Raw genomic sequence first — 16,833 nt, forward strand, 5'->3', positions numbered from 1 at the left:
CTGAGCCTCACCAGACGGCGTCACCAGATGTTAACGCGGTCCTTCGGGTCAAGCCACAGACCGTCTGTGGGTGCCGTTTCAAAGATGTCGTGGAAGGCGTCGAGATTGCGGACCACTGCATTGCAGCGCCATTCGGCGGGGGCATGAGGATCCGTTGTAATTCGTCGTATTGCTTCCTCAGGTCGAGTCTTTGACCTCCAGCACTTTGCCCAGGAGAAGAAGAATCTTTGCCCCGCGCTCAAATCGTCAATAGTGGGAGGCTGCGTCCCGTCAAGGCTGAGCAGATATGCCTTGTAGCTAATGGCCAAGCCGCCAAGGTCACCGATGTTCTCTCCTAGCGTTAGCCGGCCATTGACGCGTTCGTGAGGGGCCGCCGAAGGGGAGAGCGCATCATATTGCTCTATGAGCTTTTGGGTGAGTGCCTCAAAAGTAGTGCGGTCTTCCTGCGTCCACCAGTTGCGAAGTGCCCCGCTGCCGTCATACTGTGAGCCGCGATCGTCGAAGCCATGACCAATCTCGTGCCCAATAACGGCACCTATACCGCCGTAGTTCGCTGCGTCGTCGGCCGTAGCATCAAAAAAAGGTGGCTGCAGGATGGCCGCAGGGAAGACCACTTCATTCATCGAAGGGTTGTAGTAGGCGTTGACGGTTTGAGGAGTCATTAGCCACTCAGCCCGGTCAACGGGTGCCCCGATTTTTGCTAGTTGACGTGCTAATTCAAAGGCATTGCTTCGTTCTATGTTCCCAAGCAGGTCACCGCGGATAATTTCTAACGAACTGTAGTCCCGCCAAGTAGCGGGGTAACCGATCTTGGGAGTGAACGCGGAGAGCTTCTCCAAGGCCTTGCCAATTGTCGCCTGACGCATCCAGGGCAGTGCCTGGATGCTCTGACGGTATGACTCAATGAGATTACTGACCAGGACCTCCATGCGCTGCTTGTGCTCCTGGGGGAAGTGCTTGGCCACGTACAACTCTCCGACGGCTTCGCCAAGAGCGCCCTCCACCAATCCCACGCCACGCTTCCAGCGCTCCCGTATAGCCGGGGTTCCGCTGAGTGCGGTGCCGTAAAAGGAAAAGTTCGCTGCCACAAAGTCCGCTGAGAGGTAAGGAGCCGCCGCGGAGACGGTGCGCCAAGTCAGCCAAGATTTCCAGTCATCAAGGCGTGACTCCACGAGCAGTTTTGCTTGTCCTGTGAAGAAATCGGGTGTGGCTACTACCAGCTCCTTGCTTTGAGCTAACGTCACCCCGAGGGCTGAGAGCCAAATTTCCAGCTCTGGCAGTAACTCCAATGCTTCTGCTTTGGTCATGAGGTTGTAAGTTTTTTGCGGGTCTCTTAGCGTTACCGTGTCCCAATGAGTCGACGCTATCTGGGTCTCCAAGGCCATGATGCGCGACGCGGTCGTGCCCGCCTCAGAGATCCCCACCAAATTCAGCATGGTCTCCAGATGGGCTACGTAGCTCACTCGGACATCAGCGAATTTATCCTCGCGATAATAGGACTCGTCAGGGAGACCTAGTCCGCCTTGAAAAAGGTGAAGAAGGGAGCGCTCAGGATTGCCGGCGTCGTTGTTGACATACGCACCAAATAGACCGTCGCCACCTGTGCGGTCCAGGGTTCCCATGAGAGAGAGGACGTCGCTAATGGAGGTAGCAGCGCGAATTGTTTCAATCGTCGTCGTCAATGGAGTGGCTCCGGCGGCTTCGATGGCGCTCTCATCCATAAAGTCTGCGTACAGGTCACCTATTTTCGCTTCGTCGGCGGTTCCGGTTTCCGCGGTGTTCGCGGCTTCGCGGGCGCGCTCGATAATAGCTCGAACGGCTGCTTCGGATTGATCACGCAGCGTGATGAATGAACCAGTCATTGCTCGGTCATCGGGAATTTTTTCCCGGGCCAGCCACGTACCGTTTACGTGCAAGTAAAGATCGTCCTGAACGCGTACGCTCGAATCGAAGGTTGCCAGATCAATGCCGGAGTGAGTCAAAAGTATCGTTTCCCTTAGGTTTTCGTCAGCGGAAGCTGGACAGCGACTTCTGTTGTCCAGGTGCCGGGCTACGGCCAAGATATCGGCTGTGCACGCGGCGGAGGGTGAGCTGGTTCACTCCCATCTTAGTGCCGTGTTAGGGTAAAACAGTGCGCACTGGAATGCTCCTCCTTAGCTGCCGCGGCGAGGCCTAGAACCCGTTGAATTGATCAACGTGGAAAATGGCCGCCCTCGCTGCGGTGTTTGTGTTGCCCGGCCGGCCACCCACTGTTGAACAAGATTAAGGTCAGCTCCGATGCGAAACACGCAAAAACCCTCAGGAATGCCAGTCCACCGTTATGCTCCTTTCCAAGATCAGATCACGGTTGAACTTGCCGACCGTACGTGGCCGGGGAAGGTAATCACTCAAGCTCCTCGTTGGTGCGCTGTGGATTTGCGCGACGGAAACCAGGCCCTTATCGACCCCATGAGTCCCGCGCGCAAGATGAAAATGTTCCAGTTGCTGGTGAAAATGGGTTACAAGGAAATTGAAGTTGGTTTTCCGTCAGCCTCACAGACGGACTTCGATTTTGTTAGGCAGTTGATTGAGGCCGGTCATATACCTGACGACGTTACGATTCAGGTATTGACGCAAGCCCGTGAACACCTGATCGAGCGGACCTATGAATCTCTCATTGGGGCAAAGCAGGCCATTGTCCACCTGTACAATTCCACCTCCGTTCTGCAGCGGCGTGTCGTATTCAATCAGGACCAAGATGGGATTATGGACATCGCGCTGCAAGGCGCGCGGCTCTGCAAGAAATATGAGGAAACCCTTGGGGACACGCACATCACTTACGAGTACTCGCCCGAGTCGTTTACCGGCACAGAGCCCGAATATGCCGTGCGGGTTTGTAATGCTGTAGCGGATGTCTTCGAGGCCTCCAGCGACAACCAAGTAATTATCAATCTGCCAGCTACCGTAGAAATGGCAACGCCCAACGTATACGCCGACTCCATCGAGTGGATGAGTCGCAATCTCCATCCTCGCGAAGGGATTATTTTGTCCCTGCACCCCCACAACGATCGTGGAACCGGTGTGGCGGCCGCTGAACTGGGCTACTTAGCCGGCGCGGACCGCATAGAAGGGTGCCTGTTTGGTAATGGGGAGCGTACCGGCAACGTTGATCTGGTGACTTTGGGGCTGAATATGTTTACCCAAGGGATCGATCCGATGATTGATTTTTCTGACATCGACGACGTCCGCCGCACAGTTGAGTACTGTAACCAGTTGCCCGTTGCCGAACGGACTCCGTACGGCGGGGACCTTGTTTTCACTGCGTTCTCCGGCTCACACCAGGACGCTATCAAGAAGGGTCTGGAGGCATTGGAATCCGACGCTGCAGCTGCTGGAAACTCAGTGGACGAGCATCCGTGGGCCGTCCCGTACCTTCCAGTGGATCCAAAGGATCTGGGCCGCAGCTACGAGGCCGTAATTCGCGTTAATTCCCAGTCCGGGAAGGGCGGCGTCGCATACCTGCTTAAGAACGAGCACAATTTGGATCTCCCCCGCCGGGCGCAGATCGAATTTTCTGGTGTCATACAAAAACGTACCGACACAGTCGGTGGGGAAGTCAGCGGCGGGGAACTGTGGAACATATTCACGGACGAATACCTGCCCGCTGAAGTCTCTGATGACGCTTGGGGACGCTATAGGATCGGTTCCTTCACTACGTCCACTGACGATGACGGTGAGATGACGTTGATGGCTAAAATGACCATCGATGGTGTCACCGCGAATCGGACCGGCACCGGCAATGGCCCCATCGCCTCGCTGCTGGCCATTTTGGGAGAAGACGGCGTGGACGTGCGTGTCTTGGACTACTCCGAGCATGCTCTCAGTGAGGGTGGTGACGCTCGCGCAGCAGCGTTTGTTGAGTGCGCAGTGGGGGAGAGGGTTCTTTGGGGAGTGGGTATTGATGCCAACACGTCGGTATCTTCCTTGAAGGCAGTTATCTCCGCCGTAAATCGTGCCATACGGGATGCGAAATCGTCCTAACGAAATTGCTTGCTTCCCCGTCGTTGGGCAGGCAAAAGCTGGTGGTCTAGACAATTATGGGCTCATTGTTGGTTCCAAGGATTGCGCCCATGCTGGGGTGGCTTCGCGAGGCCGCCGCAGCATGGGGGAACGTTGAACCCGTTTATTGGCGCGTACCGAGGCCTTCGGGCCTTGGTAAGTGGAACAATGGGGGAGTGTCCAAACAATCCTTCACTACCCGCACATATCGAGACGATGCTGTAGTGCTACGTACACATAAACTCGGTGAAGCCGACAGGATCATCACGCTTCTGACCCACCACCACGGACAATTACGTGCGGTGGCCCGGGGGGTACGGCGGACCAGCAGTAAGTTTGGTGCCCGCTTGGAACCGTTTATGGTGGCGGACTTACAACTCGTCAAGGGTAGAAGCTTGGATATCGTTACCCAGGCCGTTGCCAAAGGTAGCTACGGTGACTCCATAGCGAAGAATTACGACAGATATGTGGTGGCGGCCGCGATGGCGGAAACAGCTGAAAGGCTGACCGACGTGGATGGAGAAACCTCCAGTTTGCAGTACCAACTCCTTGTCGGAGCACTTGCATCCCTAAGCAGAGGGGCCCATGCTCCAGAACTGATTTTGGATTCGTATCTACTGCGTGCCGTGTCCATTGCTGGTTGGGCGCCTAGTTTTGATGTCTGTGCCAGATGTGGGGAGCCTGGCCCCCATGATGCCTTCAATGCGTCTCTGGGAGGGGCGGTGTGCCATGAGTGCCGGCCGCCGGGTTCTCCTGCGCCGGCGAGACAAACGATGTACTTGCTTGCGTGCTTACTCAGTGGTGACTGGGCGGGGGCAGACGCCTCGGAACTGGCGCACCGTAGAGAAGGTGCCGGACTTGTGGCTGGCTATGTGCAATGGCATTTGGAACGTACCGTGCGTTCCCTCAGACTTGTGGAGCGTGTATAGACCGTGGCCATTCAACGAACTAGTCGAAGCAAAGCTAAAGCACCGGTAGTTGCACCTTGGCAGCATCCCTCGGGTGCGCTGATGCCGCGGATCCCTTCGGAGCTCGTGCCCCAACACGTCGCCATCGTAATGGACGGCAACGGTCGGTGGGCAAATCAACGTGGCCTTCCTCGCATTGAGGGTCACAAGGCTGGCGAGCCTGCGCTGCTCGATGTCGTGGCAGGTGCCATTGAGATGGGCATTAAGTACGTTAGTGTTTATGCTTTTTCTACGGAGAACTGGAAGCGGTCTCCGGAGGAGATTCGCTTTCTCATGGGTTTTAACAAAGACGTATTAAGACGGCAACGCGACCAATTAGATGCGTGGGGCGTAAGGGTTCGATGGGCTGGGCGGAAGCCAAAGCTGTGGGGCTCCGTCATCAAGGAACTTGAAGTCGCGCAAGAACGCACCCAAGACAACGACACAGTGACGTTGACCATGTGTGTTAATTACGGTGGACGTGCAGAAATTGCTGATGCCGTAGCTGCTATGGCCGTGGACATTGCGGAGGGAAAACTGCGTCCTCGTTCAGTGAATGAAAAGATGATCCAGAAGTATCTGTATCTTCCTGATCTGCCGGACGTGGACTTATTTCTGAGGTCTAGCGGTGAACAGCGCCTCTCTAATTTCCTGCTGTGGCAAAGCGCGTATGCTGAGTTTGTTTTTATGGATACGCTCTGGCCGGATGTGGACCGACGCACGCTGTGGGCCGCTGTGGATGAATACGCCCAGCGTGATCGCCGCTACGGCGGAGCGGTAGATGCCGCGCTGAAGTAGCCCAAAAATATAAAAGCACAAGCCTGCTATTCATCGCCCAAGATGACGACGCCTATGGTGGACCGCGAATCTTTTGGGCACTGCGTGATGGCGATCAATCAACGTAGCCGCGCAACCACCGCTCCAGACGGTCATAAGCGAGTTCTCTAACGGTCTGCGTCGAGAGGAATACTTCATGCAGGGCCCCGTCAATGCGCTCAACGCTCACGCTATCCCCCAGTGAGAGTGATCGGTGCGCCAGAACACGGACATCCAATACAACGTCTGAGCTGAGCATGTCCAGGGTCCAGACGGGGCCCAGCATGCTCCGCGAGGATAGCAGTACGAGCACGGGCATCGGCAGTGCAAGGCCACTCGCTACTTGCCGCTGCGCCGCTAAAATGGCACGCATCCAGCCTGCCCGGACGGGAAAGGCTTGAGGTGGTCTCAGCGCTCGGTCCACAGACCAGTCACCAAATGCTTCGTCACTGATTCCACGCCAGTAAAACGTACGTTCCGGCACGCGCATGCGAGTCAATGGTCGGCGCTGCGCGAACGGGCCTAACAGAGGAGTAGCGGCCCGGCGGATGGCAGCCCCGCCCTGTAGTTCCAGCCAAGGGCTGTTCAAAACTAGTTGGCCAACGAGTTCAGGGTACTTGTGAGCCCACAAAGCTGCAATCAGGCCACCCGTTGAATGTCCGATCAGCAGAATACGGATGCTGCCCGTGGACGCACTTGAAGTGGTCTTTGCGGCATCAAGGTTCAGGACGTCATAGGCGGCGAGGAGTTCCGCGTCGTAGTCGGCGAGATCGTCAACGTAGCCGCCCATGGATGGATCGGCGAGATTACGTCCGTGGTTGTGTAGATCTAGGGCGTAAAAGGGATGTCCTCTAGAGGAAAAATACTCAGCCAGTCCGGTGTTGTAGAAGTAGTCGCTCCAGCCGTGGATATAGAGAACAGGTGGCAGGACGGTTGCGTCATGATTCTCTGCCGGATCTCCTCTGGCCGGTAACGGCTTACCGTTCCCGTTGACTACAGCTGCCTCATGGGTTAACTTCCGGTCTGCCAGCGGGCAATGCCGCACTAGTGTCGCTTGACGTGGGCTGCCATCTGGGCGTGGCACATTCAAGGTGGTTGCTTCATAGCCCGGTCCAAGAATATCTGGGTGCCACGTTGGTTCTCTCTTGCTCACGCGGTGGCCGCCGCAGCTGCGTGCCGTCCGGCTGCGCGGCCTGAGAAAAGACAACCTCCTAAGAATGTTCCTTCAAGGGACCTGTAACCGTGAATACCTCCACCGCCAAAACCAGCTACCTCGCCGGCCGCGTAAAGTCCGGGAATGGGTGAACCGTCGGAACTCAGTACCCGTGAGTTCAGGTCCGTCTGCAGACCCCCTAGGCTCTTACGGGTCAGCGTGGAGAGCCGGACCGCGATCAGCGGGCCGTGCTCCGGGGCCATCATGGCATGTGGTGGAACGACGCGCATGAGTTTGTCAGTGCTGAAGCGGCGGGCTTCGCGGATGGCATTGAGCTGAGTGTCCTTTCCCAATCCGCTTTGGACCTGGTGGTCGCGGGCCGAGAGTGTTTTGTAGAGGCTTTGTGGCTCGATTAGCGATGTCCCCACTAAGGCGTTCATTTTCACAGCAAGTTCCTGTGGTGTGGTGGCGGATACAAAGTCGATGCCAGCGTCCAGGAACTTCTGGACCGGACCGGTAGCTCCGGGCAGCGCCCGTTTAGCGAGCAGCTTGACATCGCGTCCGGTCAGATCAGGGTTTTGTTCGGAACCCGAAAGTGCAAATTCCTTGCTCATGATTGTTTTATTGAGTACAAACCAAGAGTGATCGAAGCCAGTCGTCCCTAAGTGGCGTAACGTACCCAACGAATCGAATCCGGGAAATAACGGGACGGGAAGCCTAATCCCCTTCGCGTCCAACCATAAGGGCGAGGGGCCAGAAAGGATACGAATCCCATGATTGGGCCATACCGGATCCGGGTTGTGGATACCTTCGGGGTAGTGCCACATTCGATCAGTGTTGACGAGATTCCCACCGGCGGCAGACACAGCCTGTTGAAATTCCCCGTCCACGGAGGCCGGAACTCCAGAGAGCATATAGCGGGGACTGTTATTTTGAGGCCATTGCTGACGCACCATGTCATGATTGCCGCCAATACCACCTGAGGTAACCACGACAGCCTGCGCCATAGCGCTAAATTCACCTACCACTTCCCGGGAGCTAGCCTGCCCGCGATCATTGCTTGACGGCGCTAAGATCTCCCCGTGCACACCGTTGACAGAGCCTGCGTCGCAGAGCAGTTCCGTAGCCCTGTGCCGGAACTCCAACTGGATGCGTCCTGCGCTCACGCCCTCGTCTACCTTGGCCAGGAAGGGTTCCAGTATGCCTGGACCTGTGCCCCACACCACGTGGAAACGAGGGACGGAGTTGCCATGACCTTGTGCATCGTAACCGCCGCGCTCAGCCCATTGGACCAGAGGGAAGAAACGAACTCCGAGCGCATGGAGCCACGCCCTTTTCTCACCCGCAGCAAAATCTACATAGGCCTCAGCCCAGCGCTTGGCCCACAGATCCTCATCGCGGTCAAAATTCGCGGAACCAAACCAGTCACTGAGCGCCAATTCAGCGTTGTCTTTCACGCCCAGGTGCCGTTGCTCAGGGGAGTCTACCAAAAAAAGTCCTCCGAAGGACCAATGCGCTTGCCCTCCCAAAGATGCCATCGGTTCCTGATCCAGAATCAGGACGCTGCGTCCGGCGTTATAGGCCTCCGCGGCTGCCACCAGTCCGGAGAGCCCAGCTCCTACGACTATGACATCAGCTTGAAACTTCGTGTGACTCCCGGTGCCTTCCATTTTGCCATGCTAGTCCCTGTTCAAGAGTCAATTGTGTATAAGCACTCAAGGCACACGTTTTGCAGTTGCGCGTCAGAGACGGAAAACTAGGGGGTATGCGAATTTACCCCACCTTCTTCAAGCTCGGCTTCTCCTGGATGGATGCGGAGCGGGCGCACAAGATCGGCTTCACCTTAGTCAAAGCGACCCATAAGGTGGGGGTCGGGGCCGTTTTACGCCGTGTGTGTGCGCCAGCAGCCTCCTTGCGGACGGAAGCATTTGGACTGACGTTTCCCTCGCCCTTTGGGCTTGCTGCCGGTTTTGATAAGGGTGCTACGGGTATCAACGCATTAGCTAACTTGGGGTTCGGCCACGTGGAGGTCGGGACAATAACGGGAAGGTCCCAGCCGGGCAATCCACAACCTCGTCTCTTTCGTTTAGTTGCTGACCGTGCCGTTATCAACCGCATGGGGTTCAATAACGACGGCGCCAGCACCGTCGCCCCCAGACTCGTCAGAGCACTTGTTGGGCTCAAAAAGGAGTACCCCACGGTGCGTCCGGTCGTCGGGGTGAATATTGGCAAGAGCAAAGCAGTGGAACTGGACGACGCCTTGGACGACTATCTCGTCAGCGCCCGCGCGTTGGCTTGCGAGGCAGACTACCTTGTCGTGAATGTCAGCTCACCCAATACGCCGGGGCTGCGCCTGCTCCAGAACGTTCAGTCGTTGCGCCCCTTACTCTCAGGCGTTAGGGACGCCGCGGATACAGCTGCAGGCCGGCACGTACCACTGCTGGTGAAGATAGCTCCCGACCTCTCTGATGACGACATAGCTGATGTTGCGGAGCTCGCCCTAGATTTGGGTTTGGATGGAATCATTGCGACCAACACCACGATCAGCCGCGACGGTCTTCTTAGCCCGAGCGACTTGGTCAATGAAAAAGGTGCTGGCGGACTTTCCGGTGCACCGCTGAAGGCACGTTCGCTTGCCGTGTTGCGCCAACTCAAATCGATCGTTGGGGACCGGCTTACGCTCATTTCCGTTGGAGGCGTAGAAACCGGCGTCGAGGTTCAAGAGCGTCTCGACGCCGGCGCTACGCTTGTCCAGGGTTATACAGCGTTCCTGTACGAAGGGCCATTTTGGGCGGCCAGCATCAACCGGGAACTGGCAAGACTGCGCAAATACAAGACTGCGTAAATAGCGGCAGCTACTACGGGCGGGAACCAGGGCTGACGGTAAGCGTTGGATCTCGAATAATCGAGGGGGCCAGTGCTTGGTCAATTCTCTCCATGAGCTCGGCAGGGATTGCTACGCCAGCAGCCTTCACGTTCTCGGCAACCTGTTCCGGACGCGAGGCACCTACTAGCGCGGTTGCAACGTTCTCGTTTGCCAAGACCCAGGCGATGGCCAGCTGGGCCATGGAAAGACCGAGCTCATCGGCAATAGGTCGCAGCTTGGCGACGTTGCTGAGGATGTCGTCGTCCAAGTAGCGGCTGATCATGTTGGCCCCACCGTGGGCGTCAGTAGCGCGGGAGCCTTCCGGAAGGGGTGCGCCTGGCAGGTATTTGCCGGAGAGCACGCCCTGTGCCATGGGAGACCAAACGACCTGGGACATACCCAGTTCTTTGGCCGCCGGAATGACTTCAGACTCTATGACGCGCCACAACGCATTGTACTGGGGCTGGTTTGATACGAGGGAGAAGCCAGCCTCGCGGGCAAGGGCTTGCCCGCGTCGCATCTGTTCGGCGTTCCATTCGCTAACCCCAATGTACAGAGCTTTTCCTTGGCGGATAACGTCGGCAAATGCGGCGATTGTTTCTTCCAAGGGAGTTTCGTGGTCAAATCGGTGTGCTTGGTAGAGATCCACATAGCCCATGTTCAAGCGCCGCAGAGAGTTATTGATGCCCTCCATGATGTGTTTACGGGAGAGCCCGGCGTCATTGGGACCTTTGGGGCCCACCGGCCAATACACCTTCGTGAAAATTTCCAGGCTCTCACGCCGTTCCCCCGCAAGCGCCGCGCCCAATACCTCTTCGGCTTTGCCATTGGCATAGGCATCTGCCGTGTCAAAGGTGGTGATGCCGGCATCCAAGGCTGCGCGTACACAAGCACTCGCGACGTCGTTTTCCACTTGTGAGCCATGGGTGAGCCAGTTGCCATAGGTGATTTCGCTGATTTTCAGGCCTGAGCGGCCAAGGTATCTGTAGTCCATGGGCTAAGCCTACTCAGGTCCAAAGCACGACGCCGGTCACTCCCATAAGGAAGGACCGGCGTCGAGGCATGTGGTTGGTAGATATTAGGACGGAAACTCGCCACGCTTGACCATGGGCTTGGGGAGTCGGAGACGACGGAACTGTAGCGAACGCATGGTCCCGTACCAAATGACTCCCGAATCGACGGAATTGAACTTCCCGATCAGTTGACGTTTGAGTCTGCGCGACATAAGCCAGGCATCGATGGCAACTGCCGCCACGAGAACCCAGAAGAAGGCGAAGATTATGATTTGCAGATCGGCTCTTTGGAACAGCACTGATGCCACCACGATCGCCAGGGCTACGAACATCACGTACTCACCCAAACTGAACCGGGCATCGACGTAATCTCGTGCATAGCGCTTTTGCGGCCCTTTATCTCGGAACGGCAAGAAGCGTTCCTCTCCGGTGTCCAGAGCCCGGCGCATGCGAGCTTGTTCCTCGCGGCGGGCGTCGCGGGCTGCAACCTTGGCTGCAGCACGGTCGTTGGGAACCAAAGGGCGTTTCCGCGCCTCTTCCTGCGCCTTCCGAGACGGAGTGGGCGCACCCTTCTTAGACTGGGGGTCCCGTGGGTGCCCAATCTCAGTGGTGCTGGCAGGCGTTACCTGCAGGTCAGTGGCTTCGTCTTTCTTACGTCCAAACACCCGTAAAGGATACCCCGTCGGCGATGACAGTCGTGACAGTGGCGGTTTGTGCAACGGTAGGCTGTCATTTATGACATTGCTAAACCAAAATCATTCCAGTGAGCCTGAAATTGGGGCTGGCGTCCCCGTTGATCTAGTGCGCGCCAGCGTAGCCGGCGCGTTTGAGGCAACCGTGGCAGAGCTAGTAGATCTCGTCGCTATCCCCGGAATAGCATGGGATGCCTTTGACTCCTCCCATTTGGATCGCAGCGCCGAAGCCGTCGCAGCATTGATCCGCACCACGTGTATAGAAGATGTACAAATCCTTCGAGTCAATAAAGAAGACGGAACACCCGGTGGTCCTGCCATCGTGGCACGTAAGCTTCCCGCCCCGGGATATCCGACTGTCGTTCTTTATGCTCACCACGATGTCCAGCCCACGGGGGACCATGACTTGTGGGAGAGTGAGCCGTTCACGGCTGTGCAAAAGAATGGTCGACTCTATGGACGCGGCGCAGCAGATGACAAGGCCGGAATCATGGCGCACATTGCTTCCTTGCGCGCCCTCGAGGAAATCCTTGGCAGCGACTTTGGGCTCGGCGTCACCCTCTTCATAGAAGGAGAGGAAGAGGCCGGCTCACCCACATTTGGCACATTCTTAGAAACGCACCACGAATTGTTGGCTGGCGACGTGATCGTGGTCGCCGATTCTTCCAACTGGGCGGTGGGCGTCCCCGCCCTGACTACCAGCCTGCGCGGACTTGTCGACGGCACTGTGGAGGTGCGTGTTTTGGAGCACGCAGTCCATTCCGGCATGTTTGGCGGACCGCTACTTGACGCCCCTACCTTGTTGGCACGCCTGATTGCCTCCTTCCACGACGACGCCGGCTCGGTTGCCATCGCAGGACTGGTTTCCGGCAGTGAATCCTTGCTTGATTACCCCGAAGAAACCTTTCGCGCCGACGCAGCCGTACTGGACGGGGTCCGCTTGGCAGGTACTGGAAGCCTTACCGACCGTCTATGGTCCAAGCCGGCACTGTCAATCATTGGCATGGATATCCCGTCGGTGGCCATGAGTTCGAACACACTCCTGCCTTCAGCGCGTGCCAAATTCAGCCTCCGTCTTGCACCGGGACAGGATCCCGCAAAAGCCATGGCCGCAGTGGACGCTCACATCCAAGCTCACGCACCATTCGGTGCAAGCGTTATTTTCGTGCCGGGTGAGACAGGCCAGGCGTTTTCCACAGATACGACAGCGCCCGCTGCACAAACCGCACTGTGGGCTTTGGGGGAGTCGTGGGGAGTCCCGGCCGTCGAAAGCGGCATGGGCGGGTCCATTCCCTTCATTGCTGACCTCAAGGAACAATTTCCGGGCGCGCAAATACTCGTGACAGGGGTTGAAGATCCTGACTCTCGGGCCCACAGCGCTAACGAATCCTTGCACTTGGGAGACTTTGAGAAAGCGATTGTGGCCGAAGCTCTTATGCTGGCCGCCATGGACAAGACCGTGCTGAACTGAACAGGTCGGCTGGAACGCTCACCTGAAACCGCAAACTGAAACGATAGTTTACCGCGCAGGAGCATGAGCTCTCTAAAGGAGGGGAACAGTTCCCCGCTCGCGCTGGTTGCAATAGTTAGCGCCCGTGCCGGGCTCGACGTAGCATGTACCTGTACCCCACGTTAGGAAACATCATGACCGCAAATGTCCAAGCCGAAACCACAGCCACAGTTGACAGCGCACAGTTGCCCGCTCATGGTGTTCTGATCAGCGAAGTTGCAGCAGGGAAGGTGCGCAGCTTGCTTGAGCAGGAAGGCCGCACCGACCTGCGCCTGCGCGTGGCAGTCCAGCCGGGCGGTTGCTCGGGCCTGATCTATCAGCTGTACTTCGACGAGAGAATGCTCGACGGTGATGCTGTCCGCGCATTTGACGGTGTCGAGGTGATTATCGACAAGATGAGCGTGCCATACCTCGATGGTGCCAGCATTGACTTCGAAGACACCATTTCGAAGCAGGGATTTACCATCGACAATCCCAACGCCGGAGGCTCCTGTGCCTGCGGTGATTCGTTCCACTAATTCATTCCTTCTACTCGATGTAGAGAATATTGCGCTTTTGCGTCATTTGCCTCCGACGCACGGTGGGTTTAGTGCACATTTGACCCGTTCTAGCGGTAAGCTCTACATCGAGTAGTAAAACCCGTTTCGCACTGCAGACGTCAAAGTCCGCTCGGTGCGCAGTAACAAGAGGAAGGGCCGTCTGTGAGTTCGCAGGACCGAACCGGCAGCCGACGCGCAAGAGTCATCCCCATTGCGGGCTTGGCCATTGTCGGAGCGTTAGCTTTGTCTGGATGTACGGCAGAGAATAAAAATGGTTGGTTGCCCGGTGCGCGTGACACCACCAACCATACGGCCGGGATCATTGATCTTTGGGTCAATACGTGGATCACCGTCATGATCATTGGTCTCATTACCTGGGGCCTGATCATCTGGTGCATCATCGCGTACCGTCGTCGCAAAGGGGCCACTGGGTTCCCGCGGCAGACAAGCTATAACCTCCCGTTGGAGGTCTTTTACGTGCTTGTTCCATTGTTCATGGTGTTCGTGTTCTTCCACTTCACCGATATTGAACAGAAGTCCATCATGGCAAAGGTGGACAATCCGGATGTCACCGTCGATGTCCGTGCCAAACAGTGGTCGTGGGACTTCAACTACATGGCTGGCAACGATGTCAAAGAATCCGTGTACGACGTGGGTACACAAGCTGAGTTGGACGGAAAGCCGTTCGACAAATCAACACTTCCCACTCTTTACTTGCCCGTGAACCGAACGGTTCAATTGGATTTGAACGCTCGCGACGTAGTGCACTCGTTCTGGGTGCCTGCATTCTTGACGAAACTTGACGTTATCCCAGGCAAGACAAATGTTATGTCCTTGACCCCAACGGCGTTGGGTGAGTATGACGGTAAGTGCGCCGAGCTTTGTGGCGAGTACCACTCGGAAATGCTCTTCAACGTCAAGGTAGTCACACAGGCTGAATTTGATGCCCACCTGAAGTCTCTTCAAGACAAGGGTCAGGCCGGAACGCTTGGTAACGCGTACGACCGAAATCCCAATCTCAACTCGAACACCAAACAGGACTAGGGGGAGAGGAAAGTGACTACACTCGAGTACTCGACAACCGAGGTTTCTTCGGTTTCACCCAGAGTGGTTCCGGTCTCCAAGGGACGCATAGTCGTCAACTGGATCACCTCCACGGATCACAAAACAATCGGTTACATGTATCTGATTGTTTCGTTCATTTTCTTCTGCGTTGGTGGCGTCATGGCGCTCATCATGCGTGCAGAACTGTTTGAGCCTGGTATGCAAATTCTGCAGACTAAGGATCAATACAACCAGCTGTTCACTATGCACGGCACCATTATGCTGCTCATGTTTGCAACCCCGCTGTTCGCTGGTTTCGCTAATGTGATCATGCCGCTGCAAATTGGTGCACCCGATGTTGCCTTCCCACGGTTGAATGCTCTGGCATTCTGGTTTTATCTGTTTGGCAGTACCATCGCAGTGTCCGGTTTCGTTACTCCGCAGGGAGCGGCGGCCTTCGGCTGGTTCGCCTATGCACCGCTGTCCAACACCACCTTTAGCCCGGGAATCGGTGGCGACTTGTGGGTGTTTGGTTTGGCCCTTTCGGGCTTTGGAACAATCCTTGGTGCCGTGAACTTCATTACAACGATCATCTGTTTGCGGGCACCCGGTATGACCATGTGGCGGATGCCTATCTTCACCTGGAACACACTTGTCACCGGTATCTTGATCCTTATGGCCTTCCCGCCTCTTGCAGCGGCTCTGTTTGCTTTGGGTGCGGATCGACGGTTTGGCGCTCACATCTTTGATGCTGAAACAGGTGGTGCCTTGCTTTGGCAACACTTGTTCTGGTTCTTCGGCCATCCAGAGGTTTATATTATTGCGCTCCCGTTCTTCGGGATCGTCTCGGAGATATTCCCCGTGTTCAGCCGCAAGCCTGTCTTCGGTTACAAGGGTTTGGTGTTCGCCACCATCTCCATTGCGGCCTTGTCCGTGACAGTGTGGGCACACCACATGTACGCAACAGGACAGGTTCTGCTGCCGTTCTTCTCCTTCATGACCATGTTGATCGCTGTACCCACAGGGGTAAAGTTCTTCAACTGGATCGGTACCATGTGGCGAGGCTCGCTGACTTTCGAGACGCCAATGTTGTGGAGTCTGGGCTTCATTGTCACATTCCTCTTCGGTGGCCTTACCGGAATCATCTTGGCCTCACCGCCTCTTGACTTCCACGTTTCGGATACCTATTTCGTGGTGGCTCACTTCCACTACGTGGTATTTGGTACGGTCGTGTTTGCCATGTTCGCCGGGTTCTACTTCTGGTGGCCTAAATTCACTGGCAAGATGCTCAATGAGCGCCTTGGGAAGATCCACTTCTGGATGCTGTTCCTAGGCTTCCACGGGACGTTCTTGATTCAGCACTGGCTGGGTGTCCTTGGTATGCCTCGGCGTTATGCGGACTACTTGGTTGAAGACAACTTCACGTGGATGAACCAGTTCTCCACGATCTCCTCCTTCGTTTTGGGTGCTTCTATGATTCCGTGGTTCTGGAACGTGTACATCACCTGGCGCAATGGCAAAAAGATTGAGGTTGATGACCCATGGGGTTTCGGAGCTTCACTGGAATGGGCCACGTCGTGCCCGCCACCGCGTCACAACTTCACCTCATTGCCCCGTATTCGCTCTGAGCGTCCTGCACTTGACCTCCACCATCCGGAACTGGCTCCGCACTATGTCCCAGTTCCAGTGAGTGCATCAGCGACGGGAGCTAGCAAGTGAAAGTTGAAGCTAAAACATTCATCATCATCGGACTCTTCTTCTTCCCGGTGGCCACCGTTTATGGTCTGATGGGTCACTGGAGCGAACCAGTTGGCTTCTTGGCTTTGTATCTGGTGGGTGGCCTAGGCCTAATGATCGGGTTGTACCTGTATTACACGGGAAATCGCGTGGGACTGCGTCCCGAGGATCGTCCCGATGCCGAAATCCATGAAGGCGCCGGCGAGCAGGGGCAGTTTAGTCCCTGGAGTTGGTGGCCGCTAGTGCTAGCCTTGGCAGCCGCCTCAGGTTTCCTGGGATTGGCCGTGGGCTGGTGGGTCTTCCTGTTCGGTGCCGGCTTGACGGTCATAGCACTGATTGGCTGGGTATATGAATACAGCCGTGGAGATCATGCGCACTAAGAACTAAATATAACGAAGAGGGGCTGACAATTACTGGAAAGTAATTGTCAGCCCCTCTTCGTTATATGGACCGTAGAAGCTTGCGCAATACTGCTAGG

General features: G+C 56.4%; 14 protein-coding genes. 9 read left to right on the forward strand and 5 right to left on the reverse strand.

What is annotated here, in order from left to right:
• Positions 1 to 20: 20 nt before the first annotated feature.
• Positions 21 to 1,982: a M13 family metallopeptidase gene (locus LOH53_RS14265; protein WP_230068414.1), complete on the reverse strand. Its 1,962-nt coding sequence runs from the start codon at positions 1,980 to 1,982 to the stop codon at positions 21 to 23.
• Positions 1,983 to 2,277: 295 nt separating this feature from the next.
• Here LOH53_RS14265 and leuA point away from each other — a divergent pair, with 295 nt between their 5' ends.
• The 3 genes from leuA (at position 2,278) to LOH53_RS14280 (ending at position 5,783) form a co-directional block, all read left to right on the forward strand.
• Positions 2,278 to 4,020, forward strand: a complete 1,743-nt coding sequence (gene leuA / locus LOH53_RS14270) for a 2-isopropylmalate synthase (RefSeq protein WP_230068415.1) — start codon at positions 2,278 to 2,280, stop codon at positions 4,018 to 4,020.
• 194 nt (positions 4,021 to 4,214) lie between these two features.
• Positions 4,215 to 4,967, forward strand: a complete 753-nt coding sequence (gene recO, locus LOH53_RS14275) for a DNA repair protein RecO (protein WP_230068437.1) — start codon at positions 4,215 to 4,217, stop codon at positions 4,965 to 4,967.
• Positions 4,968 to 5,048: 81 nt separating this feature from the next.
• Entirely contained in the window at positions 5,049 to 5,783 is a 735-nt protein-coding gene (locus tag LOH53_RS14280; RefSeq protein ID WP_230068416.1) for an isoprenyl transferase, read from the forward strand.
• A gap of 94 nt (positions 5,784 to 5,877) precedes the next feature.
• On the opposite strand, the gene LOH53_RS14285 is transcribed toward LOH53_RS14280, so the two are convergent.
• Positions 5,878 to 6,954, reverse strand: a complete 1,077-nt coding sequence (locus tag LOH53_RS14285; RefSeq protein ID WP_230068417.1) for an alpha/beta hydrolase — start codon at positions 6,952 to 6,954, stop codon at positions 5,878 to 5,880.
• Complete coding sequence (locus tag LOH53_RS14290) at positions 6,951 to 8,624, reverse strand: FAD-binding dehydrogenase (protein WP_230068418.1); 1,674 nt, start codon at positions 8,622 to 8,624, stop codon at positions 6,951 to 6,953. The genes LOH53_RS14285 and LOH53_RS14290 overlap by 4 nt, the downstream gene beginning before the upstream one ends.
• Positions 8,625 to 8,719: 95 nt before the next feature.
• On the opposite strand from LOH53_RS14290, the gene LOH53_RS14295 reads away from it, so the two are divergent.
• On the forward strand, positions 8,720 to 9,799 hold the full coding sequence (locus tag LOH53_RS14295; protein ID WP_230068419.1) for a quinone-dependent dihydroorotate dehydrogenase: 1,080 nt from the start codon (positions 8,720 to 8,722) through the stop codon (positions 9,797 to 9,799).
• A gap of 13 nt (positions 9,800 to 9,812) precedes the next feature.
• Here the strand turns inward: LOH53_RS14295 and LOH53_RS14300 are convergent, their stop codons facing one another.
• The gene (locus LOH53_RS14300) at positions 9,813 to 10,814 is read right to left on the reverse strand and encodes an aldo/keto reductase family protein (RefSeq protein WP_230068420.1); all 1,002 of its coding nucleotides are present in this window, start codon (positions 10,812 to 10,814) and stop codon (positions 9,813 to 9,815) included.
• Positions 10,815 to 10,898: 84 nt separating this feature from the next.
• On the reverse strand, positions 10,899 to 11,498 hold the full coding sequence (locus LOH53_RS14305; protein WP_376991294.1) for a DUF3043 domain-containing protein: 600 nt from the start codon (positions 11,496 to 11,498) through the stop codon (positions 10,899 to 10,901).
• A 70-nt stretch (positions 11,499 to 11,568) separates the two neighbouring features.
• On the opposite strand from LOH53_RS14305, the gene LOH53_RS14310 reads away from it, so the two are divergent.
• The 5 genes from LOH53_RS14310 (at position 11,569) to LOH53_RS14330 (ending at position 16,735) form a co-directional block, all read left to right on the forward strand.
• The gene (locus tag LOH53_RS14310; protein WP_230068421.1) at positions 11,569 to 12,996 is read left to right on the forward strand and encodes a dipeptidase; all 1,428 of its coding nucleotides are present in this window, start codon (positions 11,569 to 11,571) and stop codon (positions 12,994 to 12,996) included.
• 173 nt (positions 12,997 to 13,169) lie between these two features.
• Positions 13,170 to 13,553 carry a HesB/IscA family protein gene (locus LOH53_RS14315; protein WP_230068422.1) on the forward strand — a complete coding sequence of 128 codons (384 nt, stop codon included), beginning with the start codon at positions 13,170 to 13,172 and terminating at the stop codon, positions 13,551 to 13,553.
• Positions 13,554 to 13,736: 183 nt separating this feature from the next.
• Positions 13,737 to 14,618, forward strand: a complete 882-nt coding sequence (gene ctaC, locus LOH53_RS14320; RefSeq protein WP_230068423.1) for an aa3-type cytochrome oxidase subunit II — start codon at positions 13,737 to 13,739, stop codon at positions 14,616 to 14,618.
• 12 nt (positions 14,619 to 14,630) lie between these two features.
• Positions 14,631 to 16,337, forward strand: coding sequence for an aa3-type cytochrome oxidase subunit I (gene ctaD / locus LOH53_RS14325; protein WP_230068424.1), 1,707 nt, complete (start codon positions 14,631 to 14,633; stop codon positions 16,335 to 16,337).
• Entirely contained in the window at positions 16,334 to 16,735 is a 402-nt protein-coding gene (locus tag LOH53_RS14330) for a cytochrome c oxidase subunit 4 (protein WP_230068425.1), read from the forward strand. Before ctaD ends, LOH53_RS14330 begins: the two co-directional genes overlap by 4 nt.
• The last annotated feature ends 98 nt before the right edge of the window (positions 16,736 to 16,833 follow it).

Origin of the sequence: Arthrobacter cryoconiti (assembly GCF_020905375.1) — a bacterium.
Lineage (GTDB): Bacteria > Actinomycetota > Actinomycetes > Actinomycetales > Micrococcaceae > Specibacter > Specibacter cryoconiti.

Bases quoted from the DNA above. Each gene is read 5' to 3' on its own strand.
- leuA (WP_230068415.1), top strand. From the start codon at position 2,278: ATGCGAAACACGCAAAAACCCTCAGGAATGCCAGTCCACCGTTATGCT.
- LOH53_RS14280 (WP_230068416.1), top strand. From the start codon at position 5,049: ATGCCGCGGATCCCTTCGGAGCTCGTGCCCCAACACGTCGCCATCGTA.
- LOH53_RS14290 (WP_230068418.1), bottom strand. From the start codon at position 8,624: ATGGAAGGCACCGGGAGTCACACGAAGTTTCAAGCTGATGTCATAGTC.
- LOH53_RS14295 (WP_230068419.1), top strand. From the start codon at position 8,720: ATGCGAATTTACCCCACCTTCTTCAAGCTCGGCTTCTCCTGGATGGAT.
- LOH53_RS14300 (WP_230068420.1), bottom strand. From the start codon at position 10,814: ATGGACTACAGATACCTTGGCCGCTCAGGCCTGAAAATCAGCGAAATC.
- LOH53_RS14310 (WP_230068421.1), top strand. From the start codon at position 11,569: ATGACATTGCTAAACCAAAATCATTCCAGTGAGCCTGAAATTGGGGCT.
- LOH53_RS14315 (WP_230068422.1), top strand. From the start codon at position 13,170: ATGACCGCAAATGTCCAAGCCGAAACCACAGCCACAGTTGACAGCGCA.